At 62.6% G+C, this 26,400-nt stretch carries 22 protein-coding genes and 3 tRNA genes; 13 read left to right on the top strand and 12 right to left on the bottom strand.

What is annotated here, in order from left to right:
- Position 1: 1 nt before the first annotated feature.
- On the bottom strand, positions 2–1,675 hold the full coding sequence (locus tag KRX12_RS02380) for a TIGR04028 family ABC transporter substrate-binding protein (protein ID WP_218365570.1): 1,674 nt from the start codon (positions 1,673–1,675) through the stop codon (positions 2–4).
- A 130-nt stretch (positions 1,676–1,805) separates the two neighbouring features.
- On the opposite strand from KRX12_RS02380, the gene KRX12_RS02385 reads away from it, so the two are divergent.
- Together KRX12_RS02385 and KRX12_RS02390 are read left to right on the top strand one after the other, a co-directional pair.
- The gene (locus tag KRX12_RS02385; RefSeq protein ID WP_218365571.1) at positions 1,806–3,668 is read left to right on the top strand and encodes an FAD/NAD(P)-binding domain-containing protein; all 1,863 of its coding nucleotides are present in this window, start codon (positions 1,806–1,808) and stop codon (positions 3,666–3,668) included.
- An 11-nt stretch (positions 3,669–3,679) separates the two neighbouring features.
- Positions 3,680–4,066 (top strand): globin, encoded by a 387-nt coding sequence (locus KRX12_RS02390; protein WP_218364199.1) that lies wholly within the window; start codon positions 3,680–3,682, stop codon positions 4,064–4,066.
- Here KRX12_RS02390 and KRX12_RS02395 read toward each other — a convergent pair.
- Positions 4,063–4,689, bottom strand: a complete 627-nt coding sequence (locus KRX12_RS02395) for a hypothetical protein (RefSeq protein WP_370625517.1) — start codon at positions 4,687–4,689, stop codon at positions 4,063–4,065. The two genes, KRX12_RS02390 and KRX12_RS02395, sit on opposite strands and share 4 nt — an antisense overlap.
- 15 nt (positions 4,690–4,704) lie before the next feature.
- Positions 4,705–5,172, bottom strand: coding sequence for a thioesterase family protein (locus KRX12_RS02400; RefSeq protein ID WP_151529744.1), 468 nt, complete (start codon positions 5,170–5,172; stop codon positions 4,705–4,707).
- A gap of 215 nt (positions 5,173–5,387) precedes the next feature.
- On the opposite strand from KRX12_RS02400, the gene pdxY reads away from it, so the two are divergent.
- The gene (gene pdxY, locus KRX12_RS02405) at positions 5,388–6,239 is read left to right on the top strand and encodes a pyridoxal kinase PdxY (protein WP_218365573.1); all 852 of its coding nucleotides are present in this window, start codon (positions 5,388–5,390) and stop codon (positions 6,237–6,239) included.
- A gap of 117 nt (positions 6,240–6,356) precedes the next feature.
- On the opposite strand, the gene ettA is transcribed toward pdxY, so the two are convergent.
- From ettA to KRX12_RS02420, 3 genes are all read right to left on the bottom strand, one after another.
- Entirely contained in the window at positions 6,357–8,027 is a 1,671-nt protein-coding gene (gene ettA / locus KRX12_RS02410) for an energy-dependent translational throttle protein EttA (protein ID WP_218364202.1), read from the bottom strand.
- Between the two features lie 145 nt (positions 8,028–8,172).
- Positions 8,173–8,625 (bottom strand): single-stranded DNA-binding protein, encoded by a 453-nt coding sequence (locus tag KRX12_RS02415; RefSeq protein ID WP_151640901.1) that lies wholly within the window; start codon positions 8,623–8,625, stop codon positions 8,173–8,175.
- A gap of 161 nt (positions 8,626–8,786) precedes the next feature.
- On the bottom strand, positions 8,787–10,991 hold the full coding sequence (locus tag KRX12_RS02420) for a cytochrome c oxidase assembly protein (RefSeq protein ID WP_255549104.1): 2,205 nt from the start codon (positions 10,989–10,991) through the stop codon (positions 8,787–8,789).
- A 172-nt stretch (positions 10,992–11,163) separates the two neighbouring features.
- Between KRX12_RS02420 and KRX12_RS02425 the strand changes: the two genes are divergently transcribed.
- The 4 genes from KRX12_RS02425 to orn all read left to right on the top strand — a co-directional run bounded on the left by KRX12_RS02425 (position 11,164) and on the right by orn (position 13,818).
- Positions 11,164–11,237, top strand: a tRNA-Arg gene (locus tag KRX12_RS02425).
- Between the two features lie 148 nt (positions 11,238–11,385).
- A complete protein-coding gene (locus KRX12_RS02430; RefSeq protein WP_218364381.1) occupies positions 11,386–12,309 on the top strand; it encodes an ornithine cyclodeaminase in 924 nt (307 codons plus the stop codon).
- 20 nt (positions 12,310–12,329) lie between these two features.
- Positions 12,330–13,130 (top strand): mycolate reductase, encoded by an 801-nt coding sequence (gene cmrA / locus KRX12_RS02435; RefSeq protein WP_218364203.1) that lies wholly within the window; start codon positions 12,330–12,332, stop codon positions 13,128–13,130.
- A 43-nt stretch (positions 13,131–13,173) separates the two neighbouring features.
- On the top strand, positions 13,174–13,818 hold the full coding sequence (gene orn, locus KRX12_RS02440) for an oligoribonuclease (protein WP_218365682.1): 645 nt from the start codon (positions 13,174–13,176) through the stop codon (positions 13,816–13,818).
- Positions 13,819–13,879: 61 nt separating this feature from the next.
- Here the strand turns inward: orn and KRX12_RS02445 are convergent, their stop codons facing one another.
- Positions 13,880–15,499 (bottom strand): aspartate:alanine exchanger family transporter, encoded by a 1,620-nt coding sequence (locus KRX12_RS02445; protein WP_218364204.1) that lies wholly within the window; start codon positions 15,497–15,499, stop codon positions 13,880–13,882.
- Positions 15,500–15,794: 295 nt separating this feature from the next.
- Between KRX12_RS02445 and KRX12_RS02450 the strand changes: the two genes are divergently transcribed.
- A tRNA-His gene (locus KRX12_RS02450) sits at positions 15,795–15,867 on the top strand.
- Between the two features lie 216 nt (positions 15,868–16,083).
- On the opposite strand, the gene KRX12_RS02455 is transcribed toward KRX12_RS02450, so the two are convergent.
- A complete protein-coding gene (locus tag KRX12_RS02455; protein WP_370625518.1) occupies positions 16,084–16,899 on the bottom strand; it encodes a GIY-YIG nuclease family protein in 816 nt (271 codons plus the stop codon).
- Positions 16,900–17,544: 645 nt separating this feature from the next.
- Between KRX12_RS02455 and KRX12_RS02460 the strand changes: the two genes are divergently transcribed.
- Positions 17,545–18,852: a hypothetical protein gene (locus KRX12_RS02460; RefSeq protein ID WP_218364205.1), complete on the top strand. Its 1,308-nt coding sequence runs from the start codon at positions 17,545–17,547 to the stop codon at positions 18,850–18,852.
- Between the two features lie 117 nt (positions 18,853–18,969).
- Complete coding sequence (locus KRX12_RS02465; RefSeq protein WP_218365575.1) at positions 18,970–19,968, top strand: LLM class flavin-dependent oxidoreductase; 999 nt, start codon at positions 18,970–18,972, stop codon at positions 19,966–19,968.
- 75 nt (positions 19,969–20,043) lie between these two features.
- On the opposite strand, the gene KRX12_RS02470 is transcribed toward KRX12_RS02465, so the two are convergent.
- Entirely contained in the window at positions 20,044–21,297 is a 1,254-nt protein-coding gene (locus KRX12_RS02470; protein ID WP_218365576.1) for an Ig-like domain-containing protein, read from the bottom strand.
- 386 nt (positions 21,298–21,683) lie between these two features.
- Here KRX12_RS02470 and KRX12_RS02475 point away from each other — a divergent pair.
- Both KRX12_RS02475 and KRX12_RS02480 read left to right on the top strand, forming a co-directional pair.
- Positions 21,684–21,756 (top strand) — tRNA-Lys (locus tag KRX12_RS02475).
- Positions 21,757–21,842: 86 nt separating this feature from the next.
- The gene (locus tag KRX12_RS02480; protein WP_218365577.1) at positions 21,843–22,904 is read left to right on the top strand and encodes an excalibur calcium-binding domain-containing protein; all 1,062 of its coding nucleotides are present in this window, start codon (positions 21,843–21,845) and stop codon (positions 22,902–22,904) included.
- 142 nt (positions 22,905–23,046) lie between these two features.
- Here the strand turns inward: KRX12_RS02480 and KRX12_RS02485 are convergent, their stop codons facing one another.
- From KRX12_RS02485 to KRX12_RS02495, 3 genes are all read right to left on the bottom strand, one after another.
- Positions 23,047–23,454, bottom strand: coding sequence for a hypothetical protein (locus KRX12_RS02485; protein ID WP_218365578.1), 408 nt, complete (start codon positions 23,452–23,454; stop codon positions 23,047–23,049).
- 48 nt (positions 23,455–23,502) lie between these two features.
- Positions 23,503–25,245, bottom strand: coding sequence for an alpha/beta-hydrolase family protein (locus KRX12_RS02490; protein ID WP_218365579.1), 1,743 nt, complete (start codon positions 25,243–25,245; stop codon positions 23,503–23,505).
- Between the two features lie 110 nt (positions 25,246–25,355).
- A complete protein-coding gene (locus KRX12_RS02495; protein WP_151529758.1) occupies positions 25,356–25,631 on the bottom strand; it encodes a DUF3618 domain-containing protein in 276 nt (91 codons plus the stop codon).
- A gap of 157 nt (positions 25,632–25,788) precedes the next feature.
- On the opposite strand from KRX12_RS02495, the gene bcp reads away from it, so the two are divergent.
- Complete coding sequence (bcp, locus tag KRX12_RS02500) at positions 25,789–26,265, top strand: thioredoxin-dependent thiol peroxidase (RefSeq protein ID WP_218365580.1); 477 nt, start codon at positions 25,789–25,791, stop codon at positions 26,263–26,265.
- Positions 26,266–26,400 lie beyond the last annotated feature (135 nt).

Below are 26,400 nucleotides of genomic sequence, written 5' to 3' on the forward strand. Positions count from 1 at the left end.
TCTAGTTCTCCTTCGGGGCGCTCAGGCTGGTGGCATAGAACCACGGGCGGGCGGTGGGGCCGGTCTGGAAGTCCCGCACGTTATCGCCGAGGGCGAATACTTGGGGCTCCTCAAACAGCGGCAAGGCATAGGCTTTGTCCGACACATAGTTCTGGCTCTCGCGCACCACCCGCTCGCGGGCGCTCGGATCCGCGGTGGCCGAGATGGCGTTCATCAATCTTTCGAGTTCGGGATCATGGATTTCACCCGTCTCCGTATCGCCATTGAGCAAGACATTGCGTTTCTCCGAATGCCACAGGGAGGTCACCACGTCCGCATCGGCGCGGCCCACGATGTGATGGGCCAATTGGATCTTGTTGATGTCCTTGGCCGCGGCGGTTTGGGCGGCATAGTCTCCGGGGTAGAGCTGCAGGTCTACCCCGATGCGACGCAGCTGTGCCTGCATCATGGTCACGATCTCCTTCGAGCGCGGCTGCGGCACCGCCTCATTGACCGTGAGGCTCAGGCGCTCGCCGTCCTTTACCCGGATGGTGCCTGGGCCAGCGCCTGCCGGCAGCTGCCAACCGGCCTCGTCGAGCAGCTGCCGCGCCGCCTCGGGGTCATAGACATAGTGCTCGGATTGATCCTCATAGCCGCGGGCCTCGCTCGAAAGCGTGGAGGTGGCCAGCGGATAGGAGTCGGTGAACAAGGTGTCGAGGATTTCCTCCCGGTTCACACCCTTGATCAGCGCCTCGCGGACTCGCTGATCCGCGAGATAGGGGTGGGCGAAGTGAAAGTTGATGGAGTTATTCATCCCGCCGGTGCCGCCGGCATGGATGCGCACACCCAGCTCCCGAAAGCGGCGCTCATCGGGCGCTTCCACCTGGCGAATCACATCGGCCTGGCCAGCGAGCAGCGCACCGGTGCGCACCGAGTCCTCGGGCGCGGTGACGATGGTGAGGGTGGTGAGCTGCGCCGGGCCGTGGTGGGAGGCCGCGGGCGGGCCCCAGTCATAGTCCTCGCGCCGCACCAGCCGGATCTGGGTGCCCAGTTCCTCCTCCTCGATCACGAAGGGGCCGCTGGCCACCACGTTTACCGCATTGCCGGGGCCGAAGCCCTCGGCGTCGCGACGCAGCGTGGCCGTCGACAACAACCCAGCATTCAGGGTGGAGGTGGCCTGGGCGAAGCCCGGCGCGGGGGCGGAGAAGTGGAAGCGCACGGTGTGCTCATCGAGCACCTCGCCGCGCTCGTAGTTGTTGATCTGCTCGCTGGGCGGCAGGGTGCGCTCGGCGTCGCCGCGCCCGAAAAGATCAAAGTTGGCCACCACATTCGCGGCATCGAGGGCGCTGCCATCGGAGTAGGTCACGCCCTCGCGCAGCCGGAAGGTGTATTCGGTGGCGTCCTCGTTAATCTCGGGCAGCTCCGTGGCGATCCACGGGTGGAGCTCGAGGGTCTCGGGGTCTTGCCACAGCAGGCGATCGGTGATGTTTCCCACGATGCCGCCATTGGGGTAGAAGCCCGCGGTCGGCGGGTAGAGGCTGGTCCACGGGGCCGAATCGGCATAGGTCAGCTCTGCGGCGGCGGCGCGATCCTCGGGGTTGGCTTTGAGTGGCGCGGCACAGCTGGCGAGCATCAGCATGGGAATCGCGAGCGCGGTAAGAAGCGAGGCGAGTTGAGGGCGTCGTGAGGGTGTCATGGACGGAGCCTTCCTATGCGATAAACACAACAGCAGGTGCCCGCCAGGCGCGGCCCCTCAGCCCCGCCGCGGCGCGCACAGCACGATATTAGACTGGCCATTCTATTTATAAAGGACTAATCTGTCTATTATGGGTATTTCACACTCGGCTCACGCTCACCCCCGCAGCATCGCCATCATCGGAGCAGGACCCCGCGGAATCTCCCTGCTTGAGCGGCTATCCACGGCCCAGCGCCATAGCGATCAGCCCACCCCCTTGACGGTGCATCTCATCGACCCCCACCAGATCGGGGCGGGAAAGGTATGGCGCACCGACCAGCCGCGGACCATGTGCATGAACACCCTTGCCGATGCCGTCACCCTCTACCCCGACCCAGACGCCAGTGTCGGCATACCGCCGCGCACCGGCCCCACCATGTATGAGTGGATCCAGACGCAGCTGCAGGACCCAGACGCACAGAGGAGCGAGTTCTGGGAGGAGATGCGCGCCACCAAACCGGAGTCCAATCCCAGCCGCGCCCTCTACGGGGAGTATCTGCGCGCCGTCTACCAGCAGCTGCGCACCAGCCTGCCGGAGGGTATGAGCGTGCGCGAGCACCCCCAGGCCGCCACCGCCATCACCCCGCAGGGCGCACAGGATCAGATCACGCTCGCCGATGGCACTACCCTGCTGGCCGATGCCACCGTGCTCGCCCTCGGCTGGGACACCCCGGCCCCCTCCGCCGAGGAGGAGGCCCTCGCCCACGCGAGCGGCCAGTGGATCGCCCCAGGCAATCCCATTGACCAGGACCTCTCCCCCATCGCCGCCGGCGAGACCGTGCTGGTGCGGGGGCTGGGCATGAGCTTCTTCGATTCCCTCCTGCTGCTCACCGAGGGGCGTGGCGGCCGCTTCGTCTCTGATACCTACCGGCGTTCGGGGCTGCGCTATGAGCCGAGCGGCCAGGAACCGCAGGTGGTGGTGGCCAGCGGCCGCGGCTATCCCTATCTGCCGAAATCGGATTACCACTCCCTGCCGCCGGCGCCGCATAATCCGCGCACCCGCGCCGTGATCGCCGAGCTCTCGGAGCGCACCGGGCTGGGCTGTATCGATTTCGGCACCGAGGTCCTGCCCGCCCTCCTGCGCGACGCCCACGAGGCCTACTACCTCAGCAGCCGCCCTTCCCGTATAGAGGAGATTCTCCAGCTCATCGATAGCACCGAGGATCCGCGGCTCTTGCCGGAGCAGATCGCGCCGCTTCTCGACGCCACCTCCCGCCCCTTCGACCCCTTCGCCTACTCCCAGCCGCTGGCGGGGCTCCGCATGGATCCGCCCGCGCTGACCGAGCACATCGCCACAAGCCTCAGCGGCGATATCCACGAGGCCGAACGCGCCCGCGAATCCGCCTTCAAAAATGGCATGTGGGCCCTGGCCGCCTCCCGCAAGGCCGTGGGCATTCTCGGCGAACACGGCCGCTATACCCACGCCTCCCGCACCAGCAGCCTGCGCGAATTTATGGCGCTGGGCCAGATGGCTGGATCGGGACCACCGCTGTTTCGCACCCGGCAGTTGCTGGCGCTTATCGACGCCGGCCTCGTGGAATTTCTTGGCGCCACCCCACAGGTGCGCCCCACCGAGACCGGCTTTCGCATGTCCTCTCCTACCACGGGCGACGCCCGCGAGGCCCGGGTGCTCCTCGACGCCTTCGTGCGCAACCCCGATATGGGCACATCCGCCTCGTCTGTGGTGCGCTCAGTAGGCGACAGAGCACGGCTCTTTCGCTTTGATGATGGCTCCGCCTCTCGCTCGTGGGAGGTCGATCCCCACACGGGCCGCGTTATCGGCAGCGCGGGCGAGCCTGATCCGCGGCTGCATGCGGTGGGCATTCCGCTGGGGGCGTTTCTCGCCGACACCACGATCTCGCCGATGCCGCGCACCGATCCCACGATGCTGCAGGAAAGCGACCGGGTGGCGCGCTCGCTGCTGCGCATCGCCTGCGGCTCTCGGGGCGCCTAAAATGGATAGACATGACTGAACCGCGCAGCGTCTTCGAGGAGATCGGCGAGGACACCTTCGATCGTTTAGTGGCCGGGTTTTATGCCCGCGTCAAAGACGATGACATCCTCGGCCCCATGTACCCAGCCGAGGACATGGCGGGAGCCGAGTGGCGGCTGAAAATGTTTCTCATCCAATTCTGGGGCGGCCCCGGCGAGTATTCCGCCCAGCGGGGCCATCCGCGGCTGCGCATGCGGCATGCGCCTTTTCAGATTGATGCGGCCGCCGCGGAGCGCTGGCTGGAGCTGATGAAAGCCTCTATGGATGAGCTATCCCCCGAGCAGCTTTCCGACGCCCACCGTGCCGCGGTGTGGGAGCACATGGTGCGGGTGGCCTATATGCTGGTCAATCACACCTAGAGCAGGCTGGTGAGGGAATCCGCACCGGCCCGGTACCACACCGAGCCGTAGTAGGCGTCGATACGCACCCACCTGCCCGAGCGCGACACCAGCAAACGATTATGGCTGGGCTCCGAGGTATCTGTGGGAATAAAGCCGAAGGCGTTGAGCGCGAATACCGCGCGCATCGGCACCTCTACCGTGATCTCGCCGGCGCTGCAGCTGATCACCGTGGAGTTGAGCAGGGATACTGGCGGTCCCATGGTGGTAGAAAATTGCTTCGCCAAGCCGCGCCCCGCATCCACCAGCTGCCGTACCGCGGCTCCGGGGATGGATTCGATGAGCTCCCACCCGTCTTCTGGGGGCAGGGCACCCGGCCACGACAGGGCGCCGCCGGGGGCGGGACTGGGCTGGGGGTCTAACCCCGTGCCCTCGGAGGTGAGCAGATCCTGGGCCCGATACACGGCCCCATCGCTGGCGATGGTGCCCTCCGCACGCCGTCCTGCGAGCACCGAAAAGGGGGTGTGCACAAAACACTCCAGCCCGCCGGAGCGGCGGGCGATGCGAATATGGGCGTCACTGTCGAGCGCGAGGGCGCGCGTGATCAGCGCGAGGATTCCCTGCTGTCCTGAGGAAAGCTGCACCACAACCTCGCCGCTCTAGTTACTGCCGTCCGAGATCGCCTTGGTCTCCTCGGCGCGGGTGAGCACGGAGATCTCCCGCTCGCTAATCGGACGCGGGCTCGAGGTGTGCAGGTCCATCGCGATCTGCACGACTTCGATAATGCAGCAAATCTTGCCGTGGCGATCCTTCAGCTTCTGCCGCGAGGTAAAGGAGGTGTGGCCAATGCTAATGACTTGGGTATCCACCGTCACCGCCGTGGTGTCGGTGAGCACCGGGGCGAGATAGTCGGCATCAAGGCGCCGCACGAACACAGTGGGGATCTCGAGGCCGCGGGGTACGAACTCGTCGATAGCAAAACGCATCCGCGCCTCCTGAGCAATCTCCACATAGATGGAGTTGCTCATGTGCCCGAAGCGGTCAAAGTCGGTCCAGCGCACCGGAATGGCGCAGGAATGAATGGGGCCGGGCGTGGAGCTTTCCACATGGGCGGCTGTTTCGGTCATCGTGGTTACCTTCTTACATACAGTGCGTTCGCTCAGATGCGTACCTAGGCCATTGTGCCAGTGCGGGCGCGCCCGTGCACGGGATTGGCGCCCACGATTGATAGCGCCGCCCGTGGTGTGGCACCGCCGGACCGTTGCGCGCCCCACCTCGCCGCCCGTGGTGTGGGCGCACCCATATTTTCTTTTCTTTCACGTTTTCTAGCACAATGGTGAGAATGAACATCCTGTCAATCCAATCGCACGTCACCTATGGGCACGTCGGCAATTCCGCCGCCGTGTTCCCGCTCCAGCGCATGGGCCACGAGGTGTGGGCTATCAACACCGTGGAGTTTTCCAACCACACCGGCTATGGCGCCTGGCGCGGACCGCTGATGCCCGCCTCTGATGTCACCGACATCGTCACCGGCCTCGAGGAGCGCGAGGTACTGGGCTCGGTGGATGCCGTATTGTCTGGCTACCAGGGCGGCGCCGACATCGCTGATGCGATCCTCGACGCCGTGGCGCGGGTGAAAAAGCACAACCCGAATGCCATCTACGTCTGCGATCCGGTGATGGGCAATGCCAAGTCTGGATGCTTCGTCTCCGACGCCATCCCGCCGCTGCTGCGCGACAAGGTGGTGCCGCAGGCCGATGTGATCGTGCCCAACCAGTTCGAACTGGGCTACTTGGTAGACCGCGAGGTCTCCGATCTGGATTCCACCCTCGCCGCTGTGGACGCCGCCTTCGATCTTGGCCCCTCCGCGGCACTGGTGACCTCCGTGGAGCGCCCCGATCGCGAGGAGGGCACCGTGGAGATGCTGGCCGTCGATGAGAAGGGTGCATGGCTGATCACCACCCCGAAGCTGCCGATTAAGATCAACGGCTCCGGCGATGTCACCGCCGCGCTTTTCACCGGCCACTACACCGAGGGCCGCGACGCCGCCGCCGCACTCGCCGCCACCACCTCCTCCATTTTCGACCTGGTGGAGGCGACCTACACCGCGGGCAGCCGTGAGCTCAAGCTCATCGAAACCCAGGAGGCCTTCGCGCACCCGCGCATGCAGTTTGAGGTGCGCCAAGTGCGCTAAATACCCTTCGCCTTTAGACGACACCACCGCCGCTGAGCTGCTTTTCAGCTCGGCGGCGGTGGTGTTTTCGCGGCAGCACCGGCCCCGCTGTGGGGGCGGGTGCTTGGTTCTCGGTGTCTAGCGAGAGAGCTTGCGGTGGGTCACACGCGAGGGGCGTGCGGCCTCCTGGCCGAGGCGCTCCACCTTGTTCTTCTCATAGTCCTCGAAGTTGCCTTCGAACCAGAACCACTGGCCCTCGGCGATATTGCCTTCCCAAGCCAAGATGTGGGTACATGTGCGGTCCAGGAACCAGCGATCGTGGGAGATCACCACGGCACAGCCGGGGAACTTCTGCAGCGCGTTTTCCAGCGAGCTCAGGGTTTCCACATCGAGGTCGTTGGTCGGCTCGTCCAGCAGGATCAAGTTGCCGCCCTGCTTCAAGGTCAGCGCAAGGTTCAGGCGGTTGCGCTCACCACCGGAGAGCACCTTGGCCGGCTTCTGCTGGTCCGGCCCCTTGAAGCCGAATGCAGACAGGTAGGCGCGCGAGGGCATCTCGTTTTGACCGACGTGAATATAGTCGAGCCCATCGGAGACAACCTCCCAGACAGTCTTGTCGCCGTCGATGTTCTCGCGGTTCTGGTCCACATAGGACAGCTGCACGGTCTGGCCCACCTTGACCTCACCGGAGTCCGGCTCCTCGAGGCCAACAATGGTTTTAAACAGCGTGGACTTACCCACACCATTGGGGCCGATCACGCCCACGATGCCGTTGCGCGGCAGGGTGAAGGAGAGATCCTTAATCAGAGTGCGGCCATCGAAGCCCTTGGTGAGGTTCTGCACCTCCACCACCTGGTTACCCAAGCGCGGCGGGGTGGGGATCTGAATCTCTTCAAAGTCGAGCTTCTTGTACTGCTCGGCTTCCTTGGCCATCTCCTCGTAGCGCTCCAGACGGGCCTTGTTCTTGGCCTGGCGAGCCTTGGCGCCAGAGCGGACCCACGCCAGCTCGTCCTTGAGGCGCTTGCGCAGCTTCGCGTCCTTCTTACCGGCCACCTCGAGGCGCTCGGCCTTCTTCTCCAGGTAGGTGGAGTAGTTGCCCTCGTAGGGGTAGAGCTTGCCGCGGTCGACCTCGCAGATCCAGCCGGCCACGTGATCGAGGAAGTAACGATCGTGGGTCACGGCCAGCACGGCGCCGGGGTAGTCCGCCAGGTGCTTCTCCAGCCACAGCACGGACTCGGCGTCCAGGTGGTTAGTGGGCTCGTCCAGCAGCAACAGGTCCGGCTCGGAGAGCAGCAGCTTGGCCAGGGCCACGCGGCGGCGCTCACCACCAGAGAGGTGGTTGACGGGCTCATCGGATGGCGGGCAGCGCAGAGCCTCCATGGCCTGCTCGATTTTGGAGTCCACTTCCCAAGCGTCAGCAGCATCCAGCTCCTCTTGGAGCTTGCCCATCTCTTCCATGAGCTCATCGGTGTAATTGGTGGCCATCTCCTCGGCGATGGCCTCGAAGCGCTGCTTCTTCTCGAAGATGCCGCCCAGGCCTTCTTCCACGTTCTCGCGGACGGTCTTCTCCTCATTCAGCGGCGGCTCCTGCTGCAGAATGCCGACGGTGGCACCGGAATCCAGGAAGGCCTCGCCATTGGAGGGCTGGTCCAGCCCGGCCATAATCTTCAGAATCGAGGACTTACCGGCGCCGTTTGGACCAACGACACCGATCTTCGCGCCCGGATAAAAGGCCATGGTGACATTGTCCAGAATGACCTTGTCACCATGGGCCTTACGGACGTTTTTCATGGTGTAGATAAACTCGCCCAACTTATGTAACTCCCTATTAAATATGACGTGCACGTTAAGTAATCAGCAGCCGCCCCAGCCCACGCAGTGGGCAGGGCTAAAACGCTGCTAGCCGCCTTAAAGGGTACATGAGTTCCAGCGCGGGCACCTACATTGCACCACGGGCTTAGAAGGGCACGGATTCGGCCTCCTCCCCCAGCGCTTTCGCGGCGGCGGCGCGATTATCCGCGGCGGTATCCGCCGCACTATCCTCACTGCCCGCGCCGACGCGCAGCAGCGAGCGGGTGACATCGCTGCCAACAAACTGGGCCTTAAACTTCACCTGGCTGCGCTTGGAGGTCACCCCATTGTCCTCCACCTCCCAGACATCGGTATAGAAGTGGCCGACAAGAATCACGCTCATGCCGCAGCGCAAGGCGTGTGCGGCTGGGGAGGCGATCCGGCCCCAGCATTCGACATCCACCCACAGCTCGCTGACTTGCTCCCAGTCTCCCTGCTCATTTTGGCGGGATTTGGAGGAGCAGACGCGAAACTTGGTGAGTTCCTTGCCGCTGGGAAATAGCCGGTATTCGGGCTCGGTGCCGAGATTGCCCATCAGAGTGGTTTGGATCATTGGCATAGCTGCACGGTCCTTTCTGGTGTTCTGTGTTGCGTGCGATCACCAGAGTGGCCCATCTGCCCGATCGCCGGGCCGAGACAGCGCGAGGGCCTGTGGATAACTGCCTCGCCCACCCCCACGGGGCTGAGGTTATCCACAGGCCCTAGTCCACAGATCCAGTGTTAGCGGCGGCGCGGCCGCGAAATGTCCTTATTGTGGTAGTCGTCCTGCCTGTCCTCACCGCGGCTGACCTGCTGCAGCCACTGGTTATAGGCCTCGAGCTGCTCATCGTCGGTGGCATCCGCCTGCGTGTCATAGGCGCGGGACTCGCGGCGATCCGCGGTCAGCCACTTGCGCAGCACCACAATGTAGACGATCACCAGCGGGAATGCGCCGGATGCCCAGGCGATTCCGCCGCCCACGGTCTGATCCCAAAGCAGGTCCACCTCCCAGGGCAAGCCGAGGGTGCTGTAGAACTCCTCGCCCATCACCTGCTGGGTCTGCATGAGATAGACCGCGAAGTACATGTGGAAAGGAAGCGAGAACGTCAGCCACGCCGTCTTCGACATGGGCGAGCGCTGCACCGGCAGCGGGTCGGTGGCCATGATGTCCCAGTAATACATGTAGCCCGACCACAAAAACAGCACATTCATGCTCAGGTGTCCGGCGTGCTCGGAAATCGCCACCTCGTACAGGCTCGGCACCAGATACATCAGATAGAAGATCACGAGGAACTGCACGGTGTTAAACACTGGGTGCACCACCACCCGCAGCACGGGGTTATCGAGGGCGATCTCCGCGAATTCATAGAGCCCCGGCACATCGCTTGTCGACGGCTCATTGGCTTTCAACGCCAGCTGCAGCGGATAGCCCAGCACCCAGAACACGGGGATGGTCATAGACAGGATCATGTGCCCGACCATGTGCATCGAGAAGGTGGCCGGGATATTCATGCCGATACCCGAACTCATGGTGATCACCAGGGTGGCGCAGCCAAGCAGGAACCAGGCGCTGCGACGAACCGGCCAGCTCTCGCCCTTGCGGCGCAGCTTGATGAGACCGTATATATACAGTCCCGCGAGGATCAGCCCGAAGGTGGCGAAGGCGATATCGAAGCGCCACATCGTCCACACATTCCAGATGGTGGGCTCCTCGTAGAGCTTGTAGCCCAGCTGGATATCCATGGTGTTGATATCCGCTACCAGTGGCGGAGGCGGCGGGGTGCGGCCCAAGGAGACGGCAACACCGGTGACCGCGCCCATCACCAGCACCTCTACGATGGCGATGCGGCGGAAGGTGCGGTGATCATTCGGGTCGCGCTCCAGCCGCGGGATGGCAATGCGGCGGTGGGCGAAGCCGAAGAGACCGAGCACCACCACGCCCACGGCCTTGGCGGTAATCAACAGGCCATAGCCGGAGGTGAGCCAGTCCGAGAAGTCGATGCGCACAGCGGCGTTGAGCAGACCGGACAGCGTCATGCCGATGACAGCCACCAGCGCGAGCGGGGAATAGCGTCGAACAGCAATATCGAGGTGGGTACCCCGACGGCGGCCATGTGCGATAAGCGCCATGAGCCCACCGACCCACAGCACCATGAACAGCAGGTGCCAGAGATAGGAGTTCGTGCCGTAGTCGTGATTGCCGCCGCTGGCGGAGTGCCCCTCCATACCCAGCGGGACGATCATGAGCACCGAAAGCAGCAGCCACACTGGCTGCATAATCCACTTCTTGCTCAAGAGCGCCCCCAGCCCGACGACCAGGGCGACGCAGGCCACCACAATCCAAGCCAGCGAAGTGGAGACCTGGGAGATCGCGATGGACCAATTCCCCGGCTTCATCGCCTGCCACAGCGGCTCGCCGGAGACATCCGAGAGATACATCGGCACCATCGCCACCGCGATCATGCCGAAGCACAGTGCCGCCACCGCACCGGTGCGGCTGGCCAAGGATCCATCCACGCCGAGTTCCGCTACCCGCAGCCGGGTGGCCAGTTCTGATTCGCGGTGAAACTCATAGCCATAGCCGCTGGCTTGGGAGCGCTGCTCCGCCGCCGCCAGCCGGCGTTTGTCCACGTACATCTCGCTGACGTGCTGGGTACGCGGCGGGGTAAGAAAAGAGCTGAAATAAAAGGAGCCCACAGCGAGCGCGGCCAGCATCATTCCCCCGGCGCGCAAAAAGGGCAGGCCGGCGGTGGTGGCCGGGCCGGGGTCGGGAATACCCAGCGCCGCTAGGGAGGCACTCAGGAATTGCCATGAAATGAGGCCCGCAACCAGTCCTGCTGTAGTGAAAAATAGCACGTAGAGCGCCTTGCTGGGGCGCGCTGGGGAGGAAGGGGCCGAGGGTGCCGGTGCGGTTGTACCAGCGGAGATGCTCGTCGCTTCAGCCATGTTCTTAGGATAGCCGCCAGCCCGAGGATCGTTAATTGACCATGACCTCAATTCCTCCTAGCACCCGCAAGCCAGCGCTGCGGTCCCGCCTTTTGCGCGCTGCTCAGCGCGGTGACTAACATACGTAGGCATCGCTGTGCACGCGCCCGCTCGGCGCCCCGTGCAGCGATATACCTCCGTAGCTCAGTGGATTAGAGCAGTGGGTTTCTACCCCATGTGTCGCGGGTTCGAGTCCTGCCGGGGGTACTTTTTCTGGGCGATCCGCACTGCCCGCGGTGGACGCTGCCCGCTTCCCGACGTCCCATTCCCTCAAACGCGGGGTCGCACAGCGCATTCCCGCAGGCTGAGACATGTGTCACCTTGGTACCCGGAGTGTTTTAGTAAGCTCGACGGCATGCTCATTATTGATCACGACACAGTCGAAGCCCATTTGCCCAGCCCCGCCGCAGCCGTGGAGTCCATTAAAGAGGCATTGATCGCCATCGCTGATGGCTCGGCCAACACCGTGCCGAAGATTCAGGTGAGCGCCGGCGAGGGCCGCTCCTATTCCAACTCGATGCCCGCCGCCTGGCCAGATCGCAATCTTTTTGGCACCAAGTGGGTGACACTCACCCCGAACAACCCAGAGAAGGGCCTGCCCTTCGTCCAAGGCAGCGTGCTGCTCTCCGACCCAGATGATGGCTCCACCCTCGCCATTCTCGACGCCGCCCCGCTGACCGCTTTCCGTACCGCCGCCGTCACCGGCGCCAGCCTCGCTATCGACGGCGGGGAGCGCCGTGATGTGACCTTCCTCGGCACCGGGGTACAGGCCCGCTCGCATGCCCAGATTCTCGAGGGACTCGGCTATGAGGAGATGACCGTGTGGGGCCGTAGCTCCTCCTCCCTCGATGCGCTGATGGAGTGGGCCGCCGAGCACACTCCCGGCATCACCTTGAAGCCCACCTTGGATCGCGATGGTGCGATCCGCGACGCCGGGGTGATTATCACCGGCCTCGCCATGCGGGTACCGGGCCAGGAGATCACCTCCGCCCAGGTGCGCGATGATGTGACCCTGCTGCCGCTGGACTATGGCACCGTGGTGGGCAAGGAACTGGCCGCCGCCAGCACTCTTGTCGCCGATGATCCCACCCAGTACGAGGCGCTGCGCCCGGCGAAGATCGCCGAGGACTACCCCAAGGCCACCGGCGCTACCGGCGATCTGCTGAATGGCGATCGCCCCGAGGGCATTGTGGTGGCACAGAACCTGGGCTCCGGTCTCGGAGATATCGTTATTGGCAACGACGTGCTCGCCTCCTACCGCGCCGCCAACTCCAACTAATTAGGACTCATCACCTCATCATGTCTCTTCCTCTCCCCCAACCCCAGCAGCGGGCCGTAGTCACCGGCGCCAGCCAGGGCATTGGCCGCGCGATTGCCCGGGATCTCGCCGCAGCGGGCCATAACCTCATTCTTGTTGCACGCCGCGAGGCCGTGCTGCAGGATCTGGCGGCAGAACTCGTCGATAAGCATGGCGTGGAAGTGGAGGTGCGCGCTGTTGATTTGGCCCGCGCCGACGCCCGCGCCGAGCTGGTGGATGAGCTGGCCCAGCGCGAGATTTCCATCATTATCAACTCCGCCGGCATCGCCAGCTTCGGCGCCTTCCGCGATCAGGACTGGAACTATGAGCAGGATCAGTTCGAGCTCAACGCCCGGGCTGTATTCGAGCTCACCCATGCCGTGCTGGCGGGCATGCTCCAGCGGGGCGAGGGCGCGATCCTCAACGTGGGCTCGGCGGCCGGCAATGTGCCGATCCCGAATAACGCCACCTACGTCTTCACCAAGGCGGGCGTGAACGCCTTTACCGAGGCGCTGCACTATGAGCTGCGCAAGACTGGGGTGCACTGCACCCTGCTGGCTCCTGGGCCGGTGCGCGAGGCGGAGATCGCCGAGGAGGAGAAGTCCATCGTGGACAAGGTGGTGCCCGACTTCCTGTGGACCACCTATGAATCCTGTTCGAAAGAAACCCTCGAGGCTTTGGCCAATAACCGGCGCCGCGTGGTGCCGGGACCGCTATCGAAGGTCATGAATGCGGTATCCACGGTGGCCCCGACGGGCCTACTCGCGCCACTGATGGGTTCCTTCTATGCTCGAATGGGTTAACCGTTGTTGTTCCTCTCAACCCTAGAAAGCGCCCTCCGTGACCATGTCTGAGCCGCAGCTACCCGCAAAATATGATCGCCTCGTGTGGATCGACCTGGAGATGACGGGTCTCGATCCCGCGCGACATGTGATCGTGGAGATCGCCGCCGTGGTCACCGACGCCCAGCTGAATATCCTCGGCGAGGGCGTGGACATCGTGGTGCACGCCAGCGAAGAAGAGCTGGCCCAGATGGATGATTTTGTGGCGAATATGCACGCCTCCAGCGGGCTGACCGAGGAGATCACAGCCTCCACTATCAGCCTCGCCGAGGCGGAGCAGACGGTGCTGGAGCTCATCGCGGAGCACTGCGATCCCGAGCACCCCGCCCCCTTGGCCGGTAACTCCATCGCCACCGACCGCGCCTTCATCAAGGCGCATATGCCGGCCCTCGATGCGGCGCTGCACTACCGCATGGTGGATGTCTCCTCCGTCAAGGAGCTGGCCCGGCGCTGGCAGCCGCGGGTGTACTACCACCAGCCGGACAAGGGCCTCGCCCACCGCGCACTGGCGGATATCGTGGAATCGATCCGCGAACTCGACTACTATCGCCGCGCTCTCTTCGTGGCCGATCCCGGCCCCACATCGGAGAACTGTGGCGACGCCGCCGCTCAGGCCGTTGAGCGCTACCGGGAGCATCTCGGACAGTAACACCACCAACGCCCGCTACCCAGAGTGAAGGTAGCGGGCGTTATGTGTGTCTGCCGCGGTCCTAGACGAGCAGCAGGAAGAGCACTTGGGCGCCGATGATCTTGCCGATCATTCCCACCGGATACACCGTGGCATAGCCCCGCGCGGCGAGATCGGTGCCGGTCTGCGCGTTGAGATAGGCGATAATCGCAGGATTGGTGGAAATACCACCGGCCATGCCCATGGTTTCATCCCATTTCGCCCCCAGCACCCACGCGCCGAGGACGGCCATGGCGATCGCTGCAACGAGCGTGAGAACAAGACCAAAGCCCACGTAGAGCAAGGATTCAACATCAGAGAGCGCCGCGGCGAAGCCGGCGCCGGCGGTGGTGCCCACACCGGCGAGGAAGAGCGCCAAGCCGATATTGATGAAGATCTTGTTGGCCTGGAAGGGCACGATCCACTGCAACCGGCCGGTCCGGCCCCGCCAGCCCAAGAGCAGTCCCACGAGGATGGGGCCGCCACCGAAGCCGAGGGAGAGAGTCAGCCCGCCCGGCATCGGGATCGGAATCATGCCCACCAGGAGTCCGGCGAGCAGCCCCAAGAAGAAGGGGAAGAAATCAAAGTTGCCCAGGGCGTTCTCGCTATCACCGAAGAACTTTCTGGCCTCGGCCATCTTGTGGGTCGGGGTGACGACCCGCACCTTGTCCGAGTATTCCAAACGGGTCGTGGGCGTGGGGATGAAGTCGGAGTCACCGCGACGCACCCGCGCGATCAGAAAACGCTTCTCCGCGAGGCCAAGCTCGTCGATAGTACGACCCACGATCTGCGGATTAGACACCGAGAAGCGGCGATAATCGAGATTGTGGTCATCGATGGGGAAATGCACCTCGCGGCCCAGGATGTGTGTGGCTCGCCGGAGCTCCTCCTGCGTGCCGTGAATCAGCAGCACATCGCCGCTCGTCACCTCGGTATCCGCGGTGATGAGGGTTTGGTTCTCCGGATCCTCGTGGTGAATCAGGCGGGTAGCCACCACCTCAGCACCCGTGGGGCGCAGCACCTCTGCGACCGTGCTGGGTTCTATGGGGCCGAGCTCGAGGCCGGTGAGGTGGAGGTCCTCGGTGATCACACCGGCCTCTTTGGCGTCTGCGACGTGATCCACCTTGCGCAGCTTCGCTCCCACGGCGGCCACGAGGATCAGACCCAGAACACCACCCGGATAGGCCAGCGAGTAGCCGATCACGGGCAGCGCCAGCGCTTCGGGGTCAGTGATACCCGAGGCCTTCATGGTTTCCACGATGGCTGCCATACCAGGAGTGGAGGTGACTGCGCCCGTCATGCTGCCGGCGCCTTGGGCGGCGTCGAGCCCCAAGAACTTCACGCCGATATAGGCCAGCACGATCACACCGGTGAGCACGAGACCGGCGAGGGCGCTGATCTTCCAGCCACGGGAGCGGAACTCCGCGAAGAACTGCGCGCCGAAGCTCAAGCCGATGGCATACACAAACAGCGCCAGGCCGAAGGTGTACAACAGCGGCGGGAGCTGGATCTCCGGCTCGACCGCAGAGAAAGCAATGGAGACGAACAACACGGCGGCGGAGCCGAGCGATATGCCGGCCACGTTCACTTTGCCCAGAAGATAGCCGAGGGCAAGTATCGCCATCAGCGCAATCAATGGATTGGCGGCGAGATAATCGAACACGAGGGGTCCTTGGGGAGCGCGGGGGCCCACGATAGCGGGCCCAGAAGAATATGAGGAGAGAAGCGGCGTGGGCGTGCGACACTCCCCGCTTCCCCGCCCACGCGCGGAGAATGGTGAGAGCATGCGCACCCGTAGGTTCTCAGCAGGGTTACCGTATCACTGAGTCATCCTACGTCAAGTGAGAGCGCTACATCCCCGCCGCTTGGGCGCCAGCAATTACCCATACCAGCTGCAGTTTTTGCTTTTCTTATGCGGTGCGCTACTATAACTCTCGCTGCAGAAAACGGCAGCGATGGTGGCTGTAGTTCAGCTGGTAGAGCACCAGGTTGTGATCCTGGGTGTCGCGGGTTCGAGTCCCGTCAGCCACCCCGACGATGAGCCCCCGGCCTTGGAAACAGGGTCCGGGGGCTTATTTTATTGCGGAGCCCCAGTGCCAACTGGCACGCACACTCCGGCAGCCGACAACCTGCATGATGGCCATCCGCAAAAAGGGGCGCGCTCGTAGCTGCGATTATCACTCTCGACCGCCCCCTCACATACTGAGTGCACACCCGAAGCACTGGTTCGTGTCGGCTGTGGGCCCCTCAGTGGGCCGCCTCCTCACCTATACGTATGGCTGCCCGCCACTCCTCGTTACCCCACTTCAGCGAGGCGGCTAAAAGATCGCTGGCGAGCAATTCATTGTGAAAACGCCCGAACATCGTTCCCCCTTGCCGCATCAGACGAACATTCAACTGATATGCGCTATTCAGGAGCAGCTCGATGTGCGGAAAATCAACGAGCCCAGTCAGGACGCCTTCGAGCCCCTCCATTGTGAAATGCCAGCGCGTGACCTCAGAGAGAGGATAGGCGCTGTTTTCGACATACCATCGCCCCTCCGAATCTTGGAGTGAGGCCAGCTCACCATCGACTCTCACGGTGTTAATGAACAACTCGATCTCAGCTGCACCATCGACCACATGTTGGCAAACAACGAAGATCTCGAGGTTTCCCGCACTCACCACTAGCAGCCTTCGGTGTGACTGAGAGCGATTCGTCGCTGGCAAGCACGACGCTATCCAGAGGTGCCTGTGCGTGTTGTAGGGGTCAGGCAGTGCCTCGTAGATGAACCATCCGAGGAGATCTCGGAGCACCTCATATTCGACCATCCTCGCGAGTTGGAAGAATTTTTTGCTATCCCTGCCGATGACGTTTTCTCCCGGACGCACTCGCTTCTCTCTATCCCACGGCAGGACCGTGGTGGCCCCCTCTACAGAGGTGAACTCAACATCGGCATCACCGTGGGGCCGTTGCGTATCCCGAACATTCCGGACCGATGATGCCCGTTCAGTCTCAGCAATAAGGGCCCTCTCTGGGGCGTCTAAATCGCCTTCCGGCAGCGCGAAAAACTCGAAAGTCACGATGTCATTCCACCGCCTGCGGTGGGAGCGAAAGCGAGAGACCACATTCACGGATTGCCCAACGTAGACACTGCCATCGGCAAACCCAAGGCGATAAAGCCCCCTGAGACTCGACTCTCCTACGAGAATGATCGCGATTGAGTCCAGTTCCCGAACGTCATATACCCGCCCTGTCAGTTGTGTGCATTGGCCATGCTTGGATGAAGGAGACGAAAGATCCGAGGACATAGTGTAATTGTGCCTGACCACCTACTATCCCTTCTGCGAGACACTCACCCCTAGCGTTCTCGGCCACCGAATCCAAGCACACCAGTTCTGCCAAGCCCCTCCCCTACTCGAGAAAGAATCCACTCGCCCAGACACACCCGCCGACACATGCGCCCGCACGGGTACGCTGAAGGGCGACACAATCACCCGTATTAGCTGCGCAAAACTAACAAGAAACGCACGTCACAGTTTCCTCTGCTTTAATAACAATCAGATAACAACTATTTGCGTTTTAGCTGCTCAAGACAGTTTCTGGGTTGCATGCTAAGAGCGGTTTCTTGAGTCTTAGTGAGTCTCGTGCACTGCGCCCTGCTATTGCTGAGCAGGGCGCATGCCACCGCGCCTTGTATTTCTCTTCTTTAAGGACTGAACACATTCATGCTTAAACGCGTCATATCCATCACGCTTGCCTTCATTGGCTTGCTCGTGGGCGCCGGCTTCGCCACCGGCCAGGAAACGATTCAATACTTCGTCTCCCACGGCTCCATCGGCATCGCCGGCGCCGTGCTGGCCGGGCTGCTCATCTCCATCGGCGGCATGCTCTCGCTCCAGCTGGGCAGCTATTTCCTGGCCGACGAGCACAACGAGGTATTCCAAGACATCTCCAAGAAGTGGGTGGCCCGCTTCATGGACGTCTCGGTGATGATCACCCTCTTCAGCTTGGGATTCGTGATGCTCGCCGGCGCGGGTTCCACCTTCAACCAGCAGTTCGGCTGGCCCACCTGGGTGGGCTCCACCGTCATGCTGGCGCTGGTGATTGCCTCGGGATTCCTCGACATCAACAAGGTGTCGAACGTGATTGGCGCGCTCACCCCGGCCATGATCATCGCAGTGATCATCGCCTTCACCTACATGATGTTCAACCTGCCGGACGATCTGTCCAGCCTCAACGATGTGGCCGTGCAGGCCGAATCCCCCATCAGTCCGTGGTGGCTCTCGGCCATTAACTACGCGGGCTTGGTGGAAATCATGGCGATCTCCATGGTGCTCGTGATCGGCGGCAGCTACCTCGACCCGCGCGAATCCTCCCTCGGCGGGCTCGTGGGCGGTATCGCCTACACGGTGCTGCTGGTGATGATCTCGGTGACGCTCTTCCTCGGCGCCGACAAGGTGGAGGGCTCCTCGGTGCCCAACCTCACCCTCTTCGAGGAGATCCACCCGGTGATGGCCATTATCGCGGTGTTCATCGTTTACGCGATGATCTACAACTCCGCTATCGGCATGTTCTACGCCCTGGGCCGCCGCCTCTCCGCGGGCAAGCAGTCTAAGTTCCGCCTCTACTTCATCATCACCACCTTGGTGGGCTACGCCATCTCCTTCATTGGCTTCGGTTCCCTGATGGCGAAGGTCTACCCGATTCTCGGCTACCTCGGCCTGCTGCTCATCGCCGTGCTGGTGATCTTCTATCTCCGCGATCGCCGCAAGATCGCCTCGGAGTCGAAGCGCCGCAATAAGATTCGCGACCTCGCCTACCGTAAGCACCACCCGGATAAGGAATTCACCGACGATCACGCAGCGGAAATGGAGAAGCTGATGGGTGATTCCCAGATCTCCGATGACTACCTCTCCGATGCGGTGCAGGAGGAAGTGACCGATTCGCTGGTGCAGGATGATTCCGTGGACTTCAGCGAAGAGGACGCCGAGCAGCTGCGCGATACGGACACCCCCGATTCCGCGAAATCCTAAAGCCCTCGCGCCGCGCGCCTGCAGCGTGGCGTCGATAAGCTGAGACTCAGGCCCACCACGTGTGGGCCTTTTCTCTACAGTGGGTGAAAGCACTACTCCCGCATGAGAAAGGCACGCATGATTCCGCTGTCACTCATCGATTTCGCCCTCGTCTACGACGGGGAACGGCCTCGCGATAGTTTCTCGCGCTCGGTACGGCTTGCGCAGCGCGCAGAGAAACTCGGCTATGAACGCATCTGGTACGCGGAGCACCACAATATGCCGCGTATCGCGTCCTCCGCCCCGGCCGTGCTGATCGCCCACGTGGGCGCGCATACTTCCACCATCAAACTGGGGGCGGGCGGAGTGATGCTGCCGAATCACGCGCCACTGGTGATCGCCGAACAATTCGGGGCCCTAGAGGAGATGTATCCCGGCCGTATCGGGCTGGGCTTGGGCCGTGCCCCGGGTACCGATCAGCGCACTGTGCAGGCTTTACGACGCTCCCCTCGCGCCGCCGAGCGCTTCCCCGAGGATGTCGCCGAAGTGCAGGGCTATCTCTCCGGGGAGAGCCGGATCCCCGGCGTGCAGGCCATTCCCGGCGCCGCTACTGAGGTGCCGCTGTATATTCTCGGCTCCTCCCTCTTTGGCGCCCAGCTGGCCGCACAACTCGGCCTGCCCTATGCCTTCGCCTCGCACTTCGCGCCGCAGCACCTCGATGAGGCCATCGCTGTCTACCGCGAGCGCTACCAGCCGAGTGCCGTTAATCCCGACCCCTATGTGATCGCCGCGGTGAATGTGACGGCCGCTGATACCACAGCCCAAGCCCAGGAGGACTGGGAGCAGGTGCGGCGCAGTCGGGTGAAGTCGCTCGCCGCCCGCGGCCGCGAGCTCAGCGAAAAACAGCTCGACGCCTTGCTGCACTCCTATGCGGGTCAGCAGGTGAGCACCATGATGCGCTATACCGCGATCGGCACGAAGCCCGAGGTGCGCAGCTACCTCTCGGAGTTCCAGGAGCGCACCGGCGCTGATGAGCTCATGATCTCGCTGCAATCGCCGTCGCATGCGGCGATGCTGCACTCGATGGAGATCCTCTCCGCCGCATGGGAGCTGCCCGGCGCTGACCCAGCGCTCTAGGGGCATACACACGACAACGGCCCAGCCAGTGAATAGTTGGCTGGGCCGTTGGTTTCAGGCACTAGAGGAAAGGGTTTACCACGAGGAGGTTTGGTCCGCGTTGCCCTTCTTCCATGTTTCCCAAGGAATATTCCAGTCGCCGAGACCATCAAAGCCGGAGAGCTCGCCGCCGATGGTGTTTTTTACCTTCACCACATCGCCGCGCTTGACCAGCTCCTGGAACCACTTGGCGTTCTCTGGAGAGACGTTCACACAGCCGTGGGAGGTATTCGTGCTGCCCTGGGCCCACATGGACCACGGCGCGGAGTGCACATAGATTCCCGACCAGGACATCTGGGTGGCCCAGTCCACCTTCTGTCGATAACCGCGGGGGCTATCCACGGCCAGGCCGAAGGTAGAAGAATCCATGATCATCGAGGGGTTCTGATCGCCAATCATGTAGGTGCCATTCGGCGTGGGGAAATCGGCATCGCCCAAGGAGACGGGCATCGTCTTGAGCACCTCACCGTTTTTGGTCACCGTCATGGTCTTGGTCGAGTCATCGACGGTGCTGATGATTTCATCACCGATGCTGAACGAGATTTCATTATCGGCGTTGCCGTACATGCCGTTGCCCAAATCGACGCCATAGATATCGGCCTTCACCTCAACCTCGGTGCCGCTGGGCCAGAACTCGGCCGGACGCCAGCGCATCTCCGAATTATTCAGCCAATAGAATGCGCCCTCTACCTCAGGGGTAGTGCTCACGGTAATAGCGTCCTGGGCAGCCTGACGATCCGCAATCGGGGCGTTAAAACGGAAAGAGATAGTCTGGCCCACGCCCACGACCGAGCCATCCAGCGGCCCCAAGTAGACAGCCGCCCGGCCATCGGGTGCGACCGTGGTGAAACTTGCCTCGAGGGACTGGCCATTCGCGGCCTGCGCATCCACGGTGTAGGTGCGGTAATAGCCCAGTGGCTCTGTGACATGCCACTTCTTACCGTTGTCGCTGATCTCGGCTTCGACCACCTTGCCAGCTTCGTTCGTCATCGTCACCGACGTCAGGGTGGTGTGCTCGACAGTGACCTCGATGGGCTCCGTGGGATTGACATCCGTGGCCTCATCGCCGACATTCAGCTTCGGAGTTTCCTCCTCGCGGACCTTCTCTATCTTGGCCTGCTCAGCTGCCTCTTCTTCCGCGTTGCCGTTACCGATCGTGCATCCGGCAAGAACCAGCGAACACGACACGAGCAGCGCCATCAGCGCTCGCAGCAGCCGAGACTGAGCCCTAAAACCCCCGCTGACCGCGCCCGTCAGCCCACTAAAAGAGAACCGCCCTGTGCTAAACATTTCACTCCGTCGATAAACCATAGTCTCGGTGGATTGTACACGCCCCGCGCCCTCAGACCGCGTCGGAAAAAGCGCTTCCCAAAACCGTGACCAAACTGTTGCTTATCGCATGTCACACGCTCTGGTGTCGACACTGTGTGTCAAAAATCGAGCCCCTCCCCGAGCCTTGTCAGGCAGCTGCCGCGGCACCATCATTCCGACGAGGAGCGCCGCACATTATCCCCACAAACGCAGCGATACACCCCGTCCCACACCACGCATCCACACGCGGCGCGCGAAGCCCGTAAATGGCCCTTGAGCTGGCGATTTTACAAGGTGTGAAACTGTTTGTAATATAACATCTCGTTGCACAGCGCACCGGCCATCACGGCAGGGACGCAGAGCATGCGCCATTAGCTCAATTGGCAGAGCAGCTGACTCTTAATCAGCGGGTTCGGGGTTCGAGTCCCTGATGGCGCACTTTTTCTTTATATCCCCTCTAGGCGGTTATCTCGCCTAGAGGGGATTGTTGTATCTCTGCACTGGGGTTGTAGGTACGTCGACGCATGCCCCCTGTAGGGGCTAACGCCGTCGCAATCTCACCAAAACCAAGGACTTACGGTGCACGGAGATATATCATCACAGACGCGAGGCACGTACCGCCTCAGCGTGTAGCGAGCATCACCACACGCCTGTACAGCCGCAGCGCCTCCGATAACCAACCATCTCTACCTCATCACGCTACCCAAGGTCCCACCGTGAACAGCCCCCACAACACAAATAGAACTCCAAAGGTTCTTGCCACCGTATCCCTCATCATCGGCGGCCTCCTATTTCTCATCAACCTTCTCACCATCACCAGCGGAACGCGATCATTTATCAGCGGCCTCTTTACCTCCATCGCTATCATCCTCCCCGGCGCAGCGTGGTTTTACTACCAATTCCGCGATAGGAAGCTCCAACAGCAGGTAGAGCGAGACCGGCAACTTGCCGGATACCTCACCGGGGGAGACCGCCAACTCCTACAGGGGGCGTCTGTGCCAGTAACTAAAGCTCCCCGTAAATGGGTGATCATTGCTTTATCTAGCGTCGTGCTGCTTGCCGCAGGAGGGGCGGTTTTGCCTTCCTCGGACAAGAAGGGGTCTTCAGACGGCTCAACCACCAGCACGAGCAAGACAACGACGAGCACCACGAGCAAGACAACGACGAGCACCACTACACCTACTAGGACTGAGCGCTCTACTACCACTAGCACCAGCACGAGCCACAAAAAAGAGTCCCCTAAGCCTGAGCGGCGTAGCAGCACCTCAAATAGCACAACTCAGCCCCAGCGGGATGAGCCGTCGCGGGCGAATATTGTCCCCGCGCCGGAACCCGAGCCTGAACCTGCTCCAACCACGTCGCCCAACCCTGCTCCCGCACCAGCCCCCGCGCCGGCTCCTGCGCCAGCTCCCGCACCAGCTCCTGCGCCAGCTCCCGCACCAGCCCCCGCGCCGGCTCCTGCCAACGCCTACTACCCGAACTGTGACGCAGCCCGAGCCGCTGGCGTAGCCCCCATCTATGCCGGCCAGCCAGGCTATCGCCCTGGGCTCGATCGAGACAAAGACGGCATCGCATGCGATAAGTAACCCTGAGGTTTACTGACAGTGTCCACATACCAAGTGGGCACACACTTCACCCCAGTCGGGAGCACTCCCGACTGGGTTTCTCGCTATTCGGCGCGGGCTGTACCGGCGGCATACCTCGTCATCGCCATCTGCAACAGCCTCTCTACGCCGCAGCGAAGCCCTTCTTCATCCCCAGCCCAACGTAGATCATGGCTCCCAGCAGGAGCACGATGCTGATGATCTGAAGGGTGGCAAGCGCCCCTGTGGTTTCCACCCTGCCGCCGCCGATGGCGAGAATAATCCGGCCAAGCACAATAGAGGCGAGGAGAACGGTGGCGTGGGTGCGCACTGGCCCTGGGTGTTGTGCAGCGGCGAGAGCAGCGGCAATAAAGGCCACGAAGGCACTGAGGTTCAACACGATGACCGAGATGAACATAGGAACTTCTGCCGCGCTCGAGGCCACGATGTAGAGCATGACCATGATCACGACCGAGGCCAGTAGGGAGATTCCGGTGCCCCAGAAGGCAACAATGAGAGAGCGTGGTACTACGGGGCGCGCTGAGGAATTCATATGTAAAACCCTAGTCCTCGCTGTTCGCAGAGCAATGCCCCTTGGCCTCTAGCTATCCCCGAGCTCGCTGATATGCCCCTTTTCCGGCCCTTGGCGCTGCAGCAGCACATCCAGTTCCGCGCGCAGCTGCTCAGCATCCGCATCGCTGACACGCGCACTGCGGGTGACGGCAATCCAGCCGTCGAGAAGCTCCGTGGCGTAGTTGTGCCCGAATCCATCCGGCACGTCCGCTGCCCCACCGAGATCGGCGCTGACTTGCCAAAAGGTGATCACGGGATACCACGTCATTTGTGGGGCACGCCCTGGACCAAGCGGCTCGACGAGCCAGTCGGGGCGCTTCCACAGTAGATTCGGCTCCCACCACACCACCGGGTCGGTGGCATGCTGCAGATAGAGCAGTCGATGCTCGCCCCAGCGGGGATCTGCTCCCAACTGCCGCGCGTGGCGGCCGGTGGCGGCAAAGCGCACGGCGCTCGATTCCGGCATCCGTGGCTGATATTCGGGACTACCCGGTTCGCGATTGCTGGTGAGCCAACGGTGCAGCTCATTGCTGCGCGGCGGGCCAACCATGAACACCCCATCGGGTTCCACATTGAGGGCGCGCAAGGATTCCAGTGCCGCCTCCACGCCCGTGGTCCCAAGGGACTCGCCATAGAGATAGAGCTCGGGTCGGTGCGCGGCGGGCAGGTCAGACCACCATTGCGCCACCGTGTGGATCAACTCGCGCCCCGCCTCCGCGGCGGCCCCCGAGTCGCTGAGGAAGGACACCGCAGAGGGCAGCACGCCGAATTGGGCACTGGCAATGGCGGTATCGCCAGCAAAGAGCAGCTCGAAGGCCTGGGCCGCCACCGGATTGGCCCACCCTGTGCCGGTGACTGGGAGGATGAGCAATGCCTGCCGGTCGGCAGCCCCGGTGCGATCGAGTTCCGCCAGCAGCTTATCGACGCGCTCCTGCATATCCGCGCCATTGCCCACCCCAGCGTAGAGGCGGATCGGCTCGCGGGCGGGCCGCTGTGTCACTGCTTCTAGCTGCTGCTTGGTGGCGCCATCGGCGATGAAACGCGAGCCCTCATAGCCGAGGCCCTCCCATGAGATCTCGCTGCCGGGTCCAGCCGAGCGATAGGCCACCGTGGGTGGGGCGATATCTTCGCGATAGGTGGCATTGCGATCGGCCGCTTGGCGCTCGATGATGGTCAGACCCGTATTGGGGATGATGATTCCCACACTGGCCACCATGATCACCACCACGAAGATATTCGACACCACGGCCGCGATCCCGGGCGGTAGGCCGCGATGTTCCAGCACCTCTGCCGTGGACTCCGCCCACGCCGCCAGCAGCCGCCACAGCCAGATCAGCCCAAAGCACAGCGCCAGCCCGAGGGCCGCAGAGAGCGGTAAGAAGTGGGTGAGGTGCGGGGTGGGCAGCCCCTGCGCGGCGGCGAGCTGCTCCTGCCACGATAGCGACGCCCACACCACCCCGAGGGCCACGAGGGCGAGCACCAGGATGCCGATATAGTCGATCAGCCGGCGCTGGCGATCAGAGAGCTGCAGGCGCGCGGTGCGCGGGCCGAGACGGCGCAGCAGCATCCACCCCAGCTGGCTTAAGCCCACGCCCACGCAATAGCCGATATTCGCGGTCACCCCAGAGACAATGCCTTGGTAATACCAGGTGCGGGGCAGCAATGAGGGCGTATAGGCTGCGGCGAAAAATAGGGCTACCCCGATCAGGCCCACCACGTTGTAGTGGCGGGAGGTGACGGTCAGCCGCTCAGGACGGTCACTGCTACTCATTGGGGTCTCATATATTCAGCGTTGCCAGGCTTAAAAAAGCCCGCGCCACACCGACTCCCCTCGGGGATCATCGGCGCGGCGGGGCGTCGAAAAGCGAAAAGCGATAAAGATTAACGGGAAGCGAGCAGCTTCTGAATCTCCTTGAGATCCTTGTTGCGCTTGCGGGAACGCAGCACGCCAACGACGACTGCACCCACAACAACCGCGCCCACGCCAGCCAGAATCTTCTGCACCTTCGGGTCCTGCAGCTTGTTGGTGGCTTCCTTCTTCGCGTCGTTCACGATGTTCTTGGGCTGGCTGCGCTCGGCAAGCTCATCGAGGGTGTTCGCCAGGTTCTTGCGAGTGCGCTCGATGTCGCGCTGAATGTCCTCAATATTGCGTGCCACTGTTGTCGATACTCCCCTAGCTAGTTTTATCCATGTACTGTGCGCCCAGCAGGGCGCGGCGTTTACCTGCATGAGCCTACCTAAAACCACGCTGTGGTTTCTAGTCGGCATGCCCACCGCACTGCAGAAATGCCGAACGCTCGCCTACCCTAGAGCCATGACTCAACCCGCTTCCATTCGCCTCAGCGAGGGCGATACCGCCCCCGCTATCTCTTTGCTCAACGACGCCAACGAGACAGTCAGCCTTGCGGACTTCCGTGGACAGCGCGTTCTGGTGTACTTCTACCCGCGCGCCAACACCCCCGGCTGCACCACCGAAGCCTGCGATTTTCGTGACAACCTGGCTCGGCTCAATGATCTCGGCGTGGCTGTGGTGGGCATCTCCCCTGATAGCCCGGACAAGCTCGCGGCCTTCCGCGCCGATCACGGACTCACCTTCACGCTGCTCTCCGATCCCGATAAAGAGGTGATGACCCAGTGGGGCGCCTTCGGTGAAAAGAAGAACTACGGCAAGGTAGTCCAGGGCGTGATTCGCTCCACCTTCTTGGTAGACGAGCACGGACGCATCGCCAGCGCCCAGTACAATGTGCGCGCCAAAGGCCACGTCGATCGGATTCTGCGCGACGTGCTCTAGCCGCCCAGATAGCTGGGCGGTACGAGGATAAACAGTGTTCACAGGGGCGTTTTCTTTCGATAGACTCGGTAGCTACCATGGCTAGAACCTCCGATCACACCGGCTCCGCCGAGACGCGCTCCGCCGCGTCCGAGC

The organism is Corynebacterium sp. TAE3-ERU2 (assembly GCF_019209955.1).
Taxonomy (GTDB): domain Bacteria; phylum Actinomycetota; class Actinomycetes; order Mycobacteriales; family Mycobacteriaceae; genus Corynebacterium; species Corynebacterium megadyptis.